This is a genomic window from Streptomyces cinereospinus, from assembly GCF_042430725.1.
Taxonomy (GTDB): Bacteria; Actinomycetota; Actinomycetes; order Streptomycetales; family Streptomycetaceae; genus Streptomyces; species Streptomyces cinereospinus.
Genome location: NZ_JBHMCY010000012.1, coordinates 42,335 through 54,328, shown reverse-complemented (window position 1 = coordinate 54,328; position 11,994 = coordinate 42,335). Strand labels below are relative to the sequence as shown.

At 68.8% G+C, this 11,994-nt stretch carries 10 protein-coding genes and 2 pseudogenes; 7 read left to right on the top strand and 5 right to left on the bottom strand.

From position 1 onward, the window contains the following. Window positions 1-8: 8 nt before the first annotated feature. Window positions 9-101 (top strand): annotated as a pseudogene (locus tag ACFF45_RS08715) (transposase family protein); the annotation flags it as partial. A 62-nt stretch (window positions 102-163) separates the two neighbouring features. Here the strand turns inward: ACFF45_RS08715 and ACFF45_RS08710 are convergent. The 3 genes and pseudogenes from ACFF45_RS08710 to ACFF45_RS08700 form a co-directional block, all read right to left on the bottom strand. Next, window positions 164-324: pseudogene (locus tag ACFF45_RS08710) on the bottom strand (IS630 family transposase); the annotation flags it as partial. A 36-nt stretch (window positions 325-360) separates the two neighbouring features. Then, window positions 361-693, bottom strand: a complete 333-nt coding sequence (locus ACFF45_RS08705) for a glyoxalase superfamily protein (protein WP_381344180.1) — start codon at window positions 691-693, stop codon at window positions 361-363. Window positions 694-813: 120 nt separating this feature from the next. After that, entirely contained in the window at window positions 814-1,644 is an 831-nt protein-coding gene (locus ACFF45_RS08700) for a TetR/AcrR family transcriptional regulator (protein ID WP_381344178.1), read from the bottom strand. 294 nt (window positions 1,645-1,938) lie between these two features. Between ACFF45_RS08700 and ACFF45_RS08695 the strand changes: the two genes are divergently transcribed. The 5 genes from ACFF45_RS08695 to ACFF45_RS08675 all read left to right on the top strand — a co-directional run bounded on the left by ACFF45_RS08695 (window position 1,939) and on the right by ACFF45_RS08675 (window position 9,467). Beyond that, a complete protein-coding gene (locus ACFF45_RS08695; RefSeq protein ID WP_381344176.1) occupies window positions 1,939-4,212 on the top strand; it encodes a CocE/NonD family hydrolase in 2,274 nt (757 codons plus the stop codon). A 59-nt stretch (window positions 4,213-4,271) separates the two neighbouring features. Beyond that, the gene (locus ACFF45_RS08690; protein WP_381344174.1) at window positions 4,272-4,829 is read left to right on the top strand and encodes a nuclear transport factor 2 family protein; all 558 of its coding nucleotides are present in this window, start codon (window positions 4,272-4,274) and stop codon (window positions 4,827-4,829) included. 240 nt (window positions 4,830-5,069) lie between these two features. After that, the gene (locus ACFF45_RS08685) at window positions 5,070-6,296 is read left to right on the top strand and encodes an acyl-CoA dehydrogenase family protein (protein ID WP_381344171.1); all 1,227 of its coding nucleotides are present in this window, start codon (window positions 5,070-5,072) and stop codon (window positions 6,294-6,296) included. A gap of 422 nt (window positions 6,297-6,718) precedes the next feature. Beyond that, a complete protein-coding gene (locus ACFF45_RS08680; RefSeq protein ID WP_381344168.1) occupies window positions 6,719-7,063 on the top strand; it encodes a hypothetical protein in 345 nt (114 codons plus the stop codon). A 37-nt stretch (window positions 7,064-7,100) separates the two neighbouring features. Then, window positions 7,101-9,467: an ATP-binding SpoIIE family protein phosphatase gene (locus tag ACFF45_RS08675; RefSeq protein ID WP_381344166.1), complete on the top strand. Its 2,367-nt coding sequence runs from the start codon at window positions 7,101-7,103 to the stop codon at window positions 9,465-9,467. A 251-nt stretch (window positions 9,468-9,718) separates the two neighbouring features. Here the strand turns inward: ACFF45_RS08675 and ACFF45_RS08670 are convergent, their stop codons facing one another. Further along, window positions 9,719-10,126 carry a hypothetical protein gene (locus ACFF45_RS08670; RefSeq protein ID WP_381344164.1) on the bottom strand — a complete coding sequence of 136 codons (408 nt, stop codon included), beginning with the start codon at window positions 10,124-10,126 and terminating at the stop codon, window positions 9,719-9,721. A 486-nt stretch (window positions 10,127-10,612) separates the two neighbouring features. Between ACFF45_RS08670 and ACFF45_RS08665 the strand changes: the two genes are divergently transcribed. Then, window positions 10,613-11,152, top strand: coding sequence for a DUF4396 domain-containing protein (locus tag ACFF45_RS08665; RefSeq protein ID WP_381344161.1), 540 nt, complete (start codon window positions 10,613-10,615; stop codon window positions 11,150-11,152). A gap of 141 nt (window positions 11,153-11,293) precedes the next feature. Here the strand turns inward: ACFF45_RS08665 and ACFF45_RS08660 are convergent, their stop codons facing one another. Continuing rightward, window positions 11,294-11,908, bottom strand: coding sequence for a TetR/AcrR family transcriptional regulator (locus tag ACFF45_RS08660; protein ID WP_381344158.1), 615 nt, complete (start codon window positions 11,906-11,908; stop codon window positions 11,294-11,296). Window positions 11,909-11,994 lie beyond the last annotated feature (86 nt).

The window sequence follows — 11,994 nt, the reverse complement described above, 5'->3', positions numbered from 1 at the left end:
TCGGCACGCCGGAGGACCGGGCGCTGCTGGTGGCGATGTACTGCCGCACCAACCTCCCCATGCGGCAGCTCGCGCAGTTGTTCGGGATCTCCACGGCGGCGGGTTGGGCGGATCAACGACCGGCACGGTCCGCTTCGGCGCCCGCGTCGACACCGGCCGGACCGACATCAACGATCTTCACCTCGGGCATGCCCTGCGCGGACAGCAGTACCATCTCTGCGCACGCCGCCAGGTCACCACCGACCCGCTGCCCCTGCGGATGACCCGCAGAAGCCGTCTGCCTTCGTCGTCCTCGATCCCAGGGACACGTACTCGCTCAGCCACCCGCACAGCTTCCCTGCCGCGCGCCGCCGGCGAGTGTCATTCCGTGGGCGTGCCGATCCGAAGCCGATTGCCGTCAGGGTCGCGCAGTTCGATCTCACGCGCCCACGGAGCGTCCTTCGCCTGCACGCCGAACTCGCAGGCGACGGCCTCGACATCAGAAACGCGGAGGTAGACCAACGTGTCGGGGCGGGCGTCGCCTACGTGCTCCGACAAGAACACCCGCACCCCGCCCCGGGCGACCTCGACGAACGCGGGAAGTCCCGGTTCGAAGCGGTGTTCCCACTGCTTGGCGAAACCCAGTCGCTCGTACCACGCGACCGCCGCCGCGGCGTCCTCGACGCGGAGCACGGGAATGACTTCTTCGTCCATGGAGTCATCGTCGCAGACCGCCCAGGAACGTTGCCTGATGCGGTGCTGGACACGACGGCGCCTGCCCGGACCCGCACCGGGCAGACACCTGCACCGCTGATCTCGCTCCGGCAAGCGGAGTCAGTCTTCGCCTTCCGGTGAGGGCAGGCAGACGGCTCGGAGAAAGGCCTGGGTGAACGTCTCGAGAGTTTCGTCCCTCGTCGGCAGGTCGGCCGCGCTCACCCGGCTCGTCACGGGTCGCAGCAGGAAGTGCAGGATGATCGGGCTGGTCATCCGCTGCGTGAGCAGGAGCGGGGGCAGGTCACGGATACGGCCGGCGGCGACCTCTTCGGCGAGCCAGGCCCCGAGCCCGGCCACTAGACGGGGGGTGACGTTGTTGAAGACCCTCTGGACGTTCTCGTCTCCGGGACGGGCGAAGACCTCCGCCAGAAGAGCGGGCAGAACGCGTGGCTCCCGCTCCAGAGCATCGGCCAGGAGCTGGTGGAACCGGCGGACCATGTCCTCCAGATCGCCGCGCGGCCCGGCGAGGAACGCTTCGACGTCGAGGATGGGACTGTAGCGCTCGAACACAGCGTGCATGAGTTCGTCGCGCCCGCCGAAGGTCCCGTAGAGGCTCTGCACAGAGCACTCGGCCGCCATCGCCACGCGTTCGAAGGTCAACGTCGCCAGTCCCTGTCGGCTGATGAGGGCGGCCGCGGCCTCGATGGCCCGCTCCCTCACCGGCTTCCGTCCCCCCAGTTCGACACCGGCGGCGCGCAGTGCCTCATCCAGGGCCTGCCGGGTGCCGCCCAGCCGACGCAGCAGTGTGCTGCGGGAGATGCCCGCTTCCCGTGCGATGTCGCGCAGAGTCAGGTCCGCCGCGGGTACGCCTCGCTCTTCCGCGGCTCGCAAAGTGGCTTCGACGATCTCTTGAGGTACGGGAGTCTCCGACAGTTCATTGACATCTGACATGGTTGTTAATGTACGGTCTAATCGAGTTCCAGTCCAGGTCGGCGGAACGACCGCCGCGCACTCACGGGCCGAGCCATGCCGTGGACTGCTCCAGCAGCACCCTCTTCGCGGTCCTGCCCCTGGCCAGGGGCGACCTCAGGAAGGACTCACCCATGTTCAGTTGCCCTTGCACCACAGCGGCACCCGTCACTGGCACTGAGCCTCAGCGCGGGGCGAGGCCCCTCGTGCAGCCCGCAGGGTGTGGAGCGGTCGAGACAAGAGACTTCGGTGCCCCGACTTCGAAAGCGGACATCCATGCTGCGTAAAGGAAGGTTCGCAGGACCCATCGCCGGCCTGCGGTTCGACACTCCCACCTGTTCGGGTGTCACCGATCAGGACGGAACCTTCGAGTACCGGGACGGCGAGATCGTCGCCTTCTCCGTGGGCTCCGTCCTGCTCGGTGCGGCACGGGGCTCCGAACGCCTCACCGTCGCCGACATCGTCGCCCGAGTCCACGGGAACCTCGACAAACTCGCCGACCCGGGCCTGACGAACATCGCCCGCTTTCTGCGGACGCTCGACCAAGACGGCAACCCCGACACCGGGATCACTCTGACGCCGGAGATCCACGCGGTGGTCGGAGACCGCGTCATCGACTTCCGCAACCAGACGACGCTCGCCCCCGGGCCGGCTGACCTCATCCAGGCGTTCACCGACGACCCGGTCGTCACGCAGTTGCTCGACGACCTGAACCGGGCGGAGGTCTTCACCGCCGCCACGCCACGCAAGCTCACGTCACCCGCCGCCGCGCGCAACGAGGTCCGCCGCAACATTCTCGGCATCCGGCGCCAGCGCGACGTCAGGATCCCGCTTCGCAACGGCTCGTTCGTCTACGCCGATGTCTACCGTCCGGACCACGACGATCCGGTCCCGGTCGTCATGAACTGCGGTGTCTACGGCAGGGCGTTCGTCCATTACTCCATCTGCGGCGAAGACGACGCCGAGAAGCACGAGCGCATGGAGGAGCGGTACTTCCTGGGCAACCCCGACGGATACGAGTACGAGAACCACGAGAGCATCAACACGGCGACCTGGATCCCGCGCGGCTATGCCCTCGTGCGCGTCGACGGCCCGGGGGCCGGCAAGAGCCCCGGCACCTTGGGTATCTGGGGAATCGACGAGGCGGAAGCGTTCTACGACGCGATCGAGTGGGCCGGAGTGCAGCCCTGGTCCAACGGGAACGTCGGCCTGTGGGGCATGTCGTACTACGCGGTCAACCAGCACGCGGTGGCGAGCCTCCGGCCGCCGCACCTCAAGGCGATGATCGCCATCGGGACGGACGCCGACCTCTACGAGGAGGTCGTCTACACCGGCGGCATCCTCAACGAGGAGTTCTTCCCCTTCTGGTTCCAGAAGGGCATCGCGCCCGCGATCTGCGGCGAGGTCGATGCGAAGGACTTCCTGGCGATGGCCAGGGCCAATCCCTTCAAGGACTCCGACCCCTCGGCAGTCTTCGGCCCCCGGTCCGAGGTCCTGATGAACCCGGACCTCAGCGGCGTATCGGTGCCGCTGTGGACAGTCGCGGTGACCACACACCCTGCCCACTTCCACCAGCTGGGCAGCAGCGAGACGTACCTGAACACTCCCACGAAGAACAAGAAGATCGACTTCTGGGAGGACTGGTTCATGAAGTCCTACTCCGCCGAAGCGGTCGAGGACCATGTGGCGTTCTTCGACCACTGGCTCAAGGGCATCGACAACGGGGTCATGGACAAGCCACCCGTACGCCTGGAGATACGAACCGGACGAGGCGCCTCCTACGTGCAGGAAGAGCACGAGTGGCCGGTCGCACGAACCGAGTACGTCAAGTGGTACCTCGACGCGTCGCCCTCCGACCTTCAGGGGCACATCCCCTGCGACAACACCCTGCGTCTGGCGCGCACGATCCCTGAGAACGAGCGGTCGACGACCTACTCGGCCGAGGTGGACCCGGCGGCCCCCGTCGTGGCGTCATCGCCCGTCGAGGGGCGGCACACCATGACCACCGCGCCCTGCAGCCCCGGTGCCACCTTCATCAGCGCGCCGCTGGAGGAGGACACCGTGCTCGCCGGCTACAGCAAGCTCGTGGTGTGGGTGGCGTCCACCAGCGAGGACATGGACCTCTTCGTATCGCTGCGCGTGCTGGACGAGGAGGACCGTGAAGTCGACTTCTGCGGTCCGGCAGTGATCCCCGGAGTCTCCACCCGGCTCTACCCGTTGGCCAAGGGATGGCTCAAGGTCTCGCATCGCAAGCTGGATACGGAGCGTTCGACCGACTTCCGGCCGAAGCACACCCACCTGCGGGCAGACCACGCCCCGCTACGTGAGGGCGAGATCGTGCCGGTGGAAGTGGAGATCATCCCGAACACGGCGCTCGTGCGGAAGGGCCACCGCATCCGGCTCGACATCCAGCCGTACACCGGTGTCGGCCACGGCAACCGGCACGCCTACGACGCGTCGTACCACGACGGGGCAGAGAACACGATCTATACGGGTCCGGAGTATCCCAGCTATCTGCAACTCCCCGTTCTGCCGCCTCGGCAGGCATGACGGCGGCACACCCCCTCACCGCACACAGCCCCCCAACTCACCATGACAAGGAGAGTCCGATGAACGTCGAGGAACTCAGCGCGCGAGCGGAGATACACGACGTACTGCTGCGTTACTGTCGCGGCCTTGACCGTGTGGACATGGACCTGGTTCGCGGTGCCTTCCACGAGGACGCTTGGGTCCAGTTCCCCGAGAGCCTGCACGTGGGCCCCGTCGATGGCTTCATCGAGTTCCTGACGGGTGAAATGCCGAGGTTCGTCCGCACCATGCACTTCCTCGGCAACAGTCTGATCGAGTTCGACGGACCTGACGTCGCTCACGTCGAGACGTACCTGAACGCCGATCACCAGGGCTCGGAACTGCATCACTGGAAAGGTGAGTACGTCAAGCTCTGGGCGCGCTACCTCGACCGGTTCGAGCGGCGGGACGGCAAGTGGCTGATCGCCCGCCGCCGACTGCTCGTCGACTGGATGTACAGGTACCCCACGGACAGGTGGTTCGACGATCACCCCGACGCCTCGGTGGGACGGCGTGACGGAACCGACCCCAGCCTTCAGAAGGTCGCCGGCTTCGCCGGCAGGCCGTCGGCCGACGGCACATGGCCTGTCCGGTCCTGAGCCCTCCGGCGGCCACAGGGCATCGAGGCCCGCGCCTCTCCTACCGGACGATCACGCGACACACCTGGGTGACCTCCCGGCACCCCGGCCTGCGGGCGAACGCCCCGCAGGCCGGGGTGCCGGGACGAGACGGGGACCGAGGGCCGCGAGAGACACACCAGCTTCGAGCACATCAGGCCTGCAGACCGGATCCGGGAACTGTGGCCGAAGCGACCTTGAGGAGGTCAAGGAATCATGGCGATGACTGCCAAGACGGACGTCGATCTGCCGCAAGCTCAGGAGATCCTCGCCCGCATAGCCGACATGCAGCCCTGGCTGCGCCGGCAGCAGGCCGTTGCTGAGCAACAGCGCCGCATTCCCCAGGAGAGCGTCGAGCGTCTGGACGCGGCGGGTGTCTTCACCCTGACCACGCCACGGCGATACGGCGGCGCGGACTTCTCCACACGTGAACTGCATGACATCTACCGTGCGCTCGGAGCGGGGTGCGGGGCGACGGGCTGGATGGTGTGGGCGGCCGCGGGCGGCAACCTGTGGAGCTTCTCCTTCCCCGACGACGTCATGGCGCCGGTCTACCAGTCGTCCTGGGTCGGCAACCGCACCTTCGCGGTCGGAGGTACGAGCCGGCGCATGTCCGGTACCGCGCGGCAGGTCGACGGCGGATGGCTGGTCGAGGGTACCTGGCCGTTCGCCACCGGCAGCGTCCACGCGTCGCACGGCTTCCTCGCCGTCTTCTACGACGAGACCGACGACAGCAAGGTCGGAATGGTTCTCGTCCCGAAGGACTCGCTCGTCGCTCGCGACGACTGGGACGCGATGGGCATGGCCGCCACGGGCAGCCAGACCGTCGCCACGGACGGTGAGCTCTTCGTCCCGGAGGAACGGTTCAGTACCCCTGCGCGGCTCGGGTCTCGTATCGCGGAACTCACCGGGCAAGGACTGGGTCCGCGACGGGGAGGGCTCGCCCGGTCGCTCGTGACGGGTACGGGCGTCGCGCTCGGCATGGCGGACCACGCACTGGAGCTGTTCCTCGGCGGGGTCGGAAAACGGAGCATCCCGTACTCGTCGTACGCCAAGCAGCTCGACGCGCCGATCACCCACCTCACCGTCGGTCGCGCGCACGCCCGGATCCGGGCGGCGGGCCTGGTGGCCGACGCCGCGGTGGCCGAACTCGACCGACTCGACACCGAGGGACGGGACCCCTCCGAGCGTGAGGTCCTGCAGTTCCACACCGATGTCGCCTACGTATGGGACGCCTGCAGCGCAGCGGTCGAGTCACTGTTCCACGCGTCGGGAGCATCGGCGATCACCAAGCGTCAGCCGCTGCAGCTGATCGCTCGGAATTGTCGGGCCGGCAGCCTGCATTCGGCACACAGCATCGACACGTGGATGGAGAACGCGGGACGCGCGCTGTGTGGCATTGAGGGCGTGGCCACATCGACGAGCGTGCTTGAGCGGCGGTCGGTGTAGGGGAAGCGGAACCGTCGGCTTCCTGGCGGTCCCGGACCGGGGGGTGCCCCACCTCCGAAGCAGGCATCAGCGTCCCCCGGCCGGCGCATGGCCGGGGGCGCCGGCTCGCAGGCGTCGCCTCGCGTCATCCACCGAGTTTCCCGCCTCCCTGACCGGAGAGGACCCCTGGGCACGTCCGTCTGCGAAGACAGAGTCCGCGCCGACGGCCGGCCAACCCTGCACCGCTCCGGACTGTGCCGGTGCGGCCGCCGTCACAGTTGGCGTGCCATCGCGGACCGACGCGGATGAGCCACGAAACTCAGCAGCTCATCAGCTCGCTCGTCCCGCATGTGCACGCCGTCGTATGGAGAACCATGTCACCTGGGACGACGAGTGGTCGGCCGGCGCGGACTTCCTCGCACGTCGGGGACAGTGGACCGGACATGGTCGCGACGAGCCGTTTCCTGCCCGCATTGATCACCATAGGTCTCGGCTTCGCACCTGTGCCAGACGAAGAGGGCCACCTGCGACGTCGACTCGGCGAGGCCGGCGTCGCCGCCGGCGTGAAGAACACCGTGCAGCGGATCGGCGGCTCCGTCAGCGCTGCCCTGCTGCCCACCATGGCCGTCAGCGCCATCCTCGACCTCGACGGGCACCGCAATGCCTCCGCGCCATCGCTGGCACAGCGCACGCCTACGTCTGTCAGGTCCTTCCCGATGTGGGCCGCCGTCGACGTGATCGCAGCGGCGTCTCTGCTGGAACGCGCGAGATCCGGCATCGCGGCATGATGGGATCAGCGGTCCATAGGGAGGCGGTGATCCCACCATGGACGTGAAAAGGGCGGGGAGTCGTACCCCGCTGGCGGAGGTCGCGGCCGCACTGGTCGACCACCGCGGCGTGGTGATCGGCTGGTCCCGCGCCGCGGAACATCTCCTGGGCCGACCGGCCGCGGAGGTAGTGGACCGTTCGATCCTCCGGCTGCTTGACGAGCCCGGTGCCACTGTCCCAGGGAAGTTGCCCGACAGTGGCGAAGCCAGGCTGCTGTGCGGCTCCGGAGAAGCGATCACGGTGTGCTATCGCGCCGATCCACTGCGCAGCCACGGGTTGTGGCTGCTCCAGGCCGTCGCCGCCGAGCGGGCAACCGAGGCCGCATGGGACGAAGCCCTGGCGCGAGCACTGCTCAGCCAGGATCGCATCGGATTCATCCTCCGGGACACGGATCTCAGAGTCGTGCGGACCAACCTGGTACGCGACGCGTTCGCCGCACTGCCGCTCCCCGTGGGCAGCCGACTCACCGATGTGATCCACCCGGCCGATGCCGCATCCATGCAAGCGGCATTGCGGGGCGTACTGGAGACCGGCGAGCCCCTCGCCGCGCGCGAGCAGCGCGTCAGGTCCGCGCGGCCTCCGTACGGCGAGTGGTCACTCTCCGTCTCCGCCGTACGGACGGAGGACACCCGCGGACGACCCACAGGCGTAGCGGTCCTGTTCACCGACGCCACGAAACACTGGAAAGCAGAACGCCGACGCGAACTGCGTCACCGGGCGGCAGCGGGAATCGGCGGCACGCTCGACACCAGCAGGACGGCTCAGGAGATCGTCGAGACATTGGTTTCGGGCTTCGCCGACGTCGCCTGGGTCGATCTCGCCGACGCCGTCCTCCGGGGAGACGAACCGCCGAAGTTCTTCGGCGGGGGCGATCTCCGCCTGCGCAGGGCGGCAGTGCGTATCGCGCATGGTCCGTGGCCGCCCGAGATGCTCCAGGTCGGCGAATCCATCCCGCCCTTCCCCGACCTGCCCAGGGTGCGTGCACTTCAAGAGGGACACACCGTGGTGGTCGACCGTGCGACCGTGGAACGGGGCCTGCCAGGTCCGGCCCACGTCCGTCTCGCGGTACCCGATGGCGGTCACTCGATGGCAGTCGCCCCTCTCTGGGCGCGCGGCCTGATACTGGGAGTCGTGGTCGCATGGCGTACGGACCGCACTGAGCCCTTCGACGAAGAGGACGCCGACTTGCTGACCGAGGTCGCCGCTCACTCGGCCCTCGGGGTGGACAACGCCCGCCGCTACACCCGCGAGCACCGTGCCGCCACGATTCTCCAGAAACGTCTGCTGCCACAGGAGTTCACCTCCTCCCCAGTGATGGAGACCGCGGGCGCGTACGTACCCGCCGCAGGCGGCGCGGAAATCGGTGGTGACTGGTTCGACGCGATCGCCCTTCCCTCGCTGCGGACCGCCCTCGTCGTCGGAGACGTGACCGGGCACGGTCTGTACGCCACCGCCAGCATGGGACGTCTGCGTACCGCGGTGCAGACACTGGCGGACTTGGAGCTGGCGCCTGACGAACTGCTGACCCATCTCGACGACCTGGTGGTCCGCCTGGCCGACGAGGCGGAGCCGGCACAGCGAGACGCGGTGGGCGCCACCTGCCTAGTGGCCGTGCACGATCCGGTCGAGGGCCGTTGCACCATCGCCGCAGCGGGCCATCCGCCGCCGCTGCTCGCCGCCTCGAACGGTGGCGTCGACCCGGTTGCGGTGCGGCCCGGACCACCCTTGGGTGTCCACGGCCTGCCGTTCGAGACCACCACCATCGATGTGCCGCCCGGCAGCATCCTTGCTCTGTACACCGACGGCCTGCTCCAGGGATACGGCCCCGACCTCGACCGCTCCACCCGTGACCTCGCGGACCGGTTGGCGCAACTCCGACACTCCGAAGCTGATCTCTCTTCTCTGGCGCGAGCCCTCATCAGCGGCGTCGGCACGCACCCACTGCGTGACGACGCAGCCCTCCTGCTCGCCCGTACGTCCGTGCTATCGGCATCCTCCGTCGCCCGCTGGGAGTTCCCGGCAGACCCGCAGGCCGTGGCATCGGCGAGAGAAGTGGCGCGCGACAAGCTCGCGGAATGGGGACTGGAGCAACACACCTTCGTCACCGAATTGATCGTGAGCGAACTCGTCACCAACGCCGTACGTTACGCGGGCGGCCCCGTTGGACTGCGCCTGATCCACGACAAGGCCCTCCACTGCGAGGTCACCGATCCCAGCAACACCCAGCCCCGCCTGCGCCGCGCCCGCACCACCGACGAAGGTGGCCGAGGCTTGTTTCTGGTGGCTCAGCTCTGCCGCCGGTGGGGGAGCAGGTACGGGCAGACCGGCAAGACCGTCTGGGCGGAGCAGGAACTGACCGTGTGAGACCGTGACGTTCGTTCTCGATCATCGATCATGTCCACCCGCCGGGGGACGCGACGCGCTACTCAGCCCTTGTCCGGTGGCGCGGGCCTGTAAGCGGTCAGAGCGTCATCCGTGTGACCACTCCAGTCACGAGACGTGGATGGTCGAGCGGCCCTGTGGCTGACACGTGCTCAACCGCCGCTTGGCGGGCGACCGATAAGACGTCGCCCAAGGGGGCTGACAAGGGGCTGACAAGGGGGGCCGCCGTCGTGTCAGGGGCGGGGGAGTGGCAGGCGGGGCGTACGCGGGTGCAGCGCGTGCCGGCGGGCGAACGTTGCCGGGCCCGGGCGCCGTGCGTCGTCGTAGGCGGTCCGGTCGGTCTCGATCCGCTGCCACAGCCGCACCGGTCCGCTCTCGCGGACCCGCCACCGCCCGTCCGCCGGGGTGGGGGTGGCGGCGGAGCCGGTGGTGACGTCGACGAGGTGCACCGTATTGTCGACGGTCCTCATCCGCGCGTCAGGTGCGGCGCACTGGGCGAGGAACCGGAGGTGGAACGCTTCCTCGGTGGCAGCGGTGATTCGCTCGGGGCTGTGCCGGGCGGTCCCCGCGGCCGCGGGGAGGTCCGCGGCCCAGTGGGCGGGGTTGCCGTATGCCGGCGCGGCGTGGGTGCGCGCGGACATGAGGCCGGACGGAGGACTCCGGCCGCCTCGCCGCAGAGCACTGACCGCCCGAGACAACGGTGCGGCCGGCGGGCAGCCGTCGGCCGCACACCCGTCTTTCCCCGGCACCCGACGGGCAGCACTCCCGTGACGACACAAGAGACATCCGGATACCGCGAGGAGTGCACCGCCCGTCCCTCTCGCCGGACCGCTCTCACCGATTCCTCGTCCAGCTCACCCCGACGGGCCTGCGCAACCCCCGCTGAGAACCTGCGGACAGCCCGGCTCCGCGGCCGGACCGCGCACACCCTTCGTCGGCGCCGTGCCCGCCCATTTCACGCGGCTCGCGCTTTGGTTCCCGCACCCCACGGTCCGGGAGAAACCGTCGATCAACCGAAAGCAGATCAACCGGAGAAAAGACTCTCGCCATATACCCCCTAGGGGTATATGGTTGGAGTGTGGGGTCGGCGGGCCCACACTGAACGAGGCGAGGAAGAGGCGAGAGCAATGGACCACTCCGCTCATCACACGGACGCGTCCGCGCACGAGCACGCAGGGCACGCCCACCAGGGCGTGCACGCGCACCACGCCGGTCACGGTCACGCCGGCGGAGGGGCAACCTGGTCGGCAGCCGCAAAGGCGACCCTGCACTGCCTGACCGGATGCGCCATCGGCGAGATCCTCGGCATGATGATCGGCACGGCCCTGGCCTGGAACAACGCCCCCACCATGGTCCTGGCCATCGCGCTGGCGTTCTTCTTCGGCTACTCCTTCACCCTCTACGCCGTCCGCAGGGCCGGCCTGAGCCGGAAGGCGGCGATCAAGGTCGCCCTGGCTGCCGACACCGTCTCGATCGCCGTCATGGAACTGGTCGACAACACCATCATCGCCCTCACCCCCGGCGCGATGGACGCCCACCTGGACGAGGGCCTGTTCTGGTACGCGATCCTGGGCGGCTTCGCCGTCGCCTTCGTGATCACCACCCCGGTGAACAAGTGGATGATCGGCCGCGGCAGGGGCCACGCCGTGGTCCACGCCTACCACTGACCCGCGGACTCATCGTGCGCGGCACCTCATGCTGAGCAGGCCCACTTACCCGTACCGCTCGGCTTCGGCCGCCGCCAGGACGCCGGCGTCCGGTGGCTGACGCTCCCTCTCGTGCCGAGCTCCTCACGCATGCCGTCGGCGTTACGCCCCGCTGCCGGCCTCGGGCACCGGGGTGCCCGGGGATGTGAAGGCGGCGAGCACCGTGGCAGTGATGTGGTCGGCGGCACGGTCAGGGGCGAGACGGCCGGCGCGGATCTCCTCTGCCGCGCTGTGCATGACCGCGTGCAGGACATTGACCATCCAGGGGATCGGCAGGTCCGTACGGAAGGCGCCCTCGGCGCGGCCACGGGCGACCAGCGCCTCGACCCGGGCGGCGGGGCCGGCGTGCAGTTCGAGGATGCGTCCCGCGGGAAGTTCCCGCTGCGCGGCGGCGAGCAGCGCCCGCGCCTGGTCCACCAGGTGCCAGCCGGCCTCGATGTACCGCGCCAGGGCGAGCAGCGGATCACCGCTCAGGTCGACCGTGTCCAGCACCTCGTTGCCCCGGGCGATGGCGTGGCTCATCGCCGCGTCGACCACCTCCGCGCGGGAGGCGAAGTGCGCGTACAGCGTCACCCGGCCCACGCCCGCGGCCCGGGCGATCTCGCTCAGGCTCGCCTCCGGGTTCTGCCCGAGGCAGTGGGCCGCGGCCTGCACGATGGCCTCGATGCTGCGCAGAGCGTCGGCGCGCTTGGCGGTCGTGGAGTTCTTGCTGCCCATGCGTCCACCCTACCCAAACAATCCGTACAACCCTGTTTGGCTTATGCCTCGCGGACGTATAACGTGAACAGCTCTGTACGACTTAG

Bases quoted from the DNA above. Each gene is read 5' to 3' on its own strand.
- ACFF45_RS08660 (WP_381344158.1), bottom strand. From the start codon at position 11,908: ATGGGCAGCAAGAACTCCACGACCGCCAAGCGCGCCGACGCTCTGCGC.
- ACFF45_RS08675 (WP_381344166.1), top strand. From the start codon at position 7,101: ATGGACGTGAAAAGGGCGGGGAGTCGTACCCCGCTGGCGGAGGTCGCG.
- ACFF45_RS08665 (WP_381344161.1), top strand. From the start codon at position 10,613: ATGGACCACTCCGCTCATCACACGGACGCGTCCGCGCACGAGCACGCA.
- ACFF45_RS08670 (WP_381344164.1), bottom strand. From the start codon at position 10,126: ATGTCCGCGCGCACCCACGCCGCGCCGGCATACGGCAACCCCGCCCAC.
- ACFF45_RS08705 (WP_381344180.1), bottom strand. From the start codon at position 693: ATGGACGAAGAAGTCATTCCCGTGCTCCGCGTCGAGGACGCCGCGGCG.
- ACFF45_RS08685 (WP_381344171.1), top strand. From the start codon at position 5,070: ATGACTGCCAAGACGGACGTCGATCTGCCGCAAGCTCAGGAGATCCTC.
- ACFF45_RS08680 (WP_381344168.1), top strand. From the start codon at position 6,719: ATGGTCGCGACGAGCCGTTTCCTGCCCGCATTGATCACCATAGGTCTC.
- ACFF45_RS08700 (WP_381344178.1), bottom strand. From the start codon at position 1,644: ATGTCAGATGTCAATGAACTGTCGGAGACTCCCGTACCTCAAGAGATC.
- ACFF45_RS08690 (WP_381344174.1), top strand. From the start codon at position 4,272: ATGAACGTCGAGGAACTCAGCGCGCGAGCGGAGATACACGACGTACTG.
- ACFF45_RS08695 (WP_381344176.1), top strand. From the start codon at position 1,939: ATGCTGCGTAAAGGAAGGTTCGCAGGACCCATCGCCGGCCTGCGGTTC.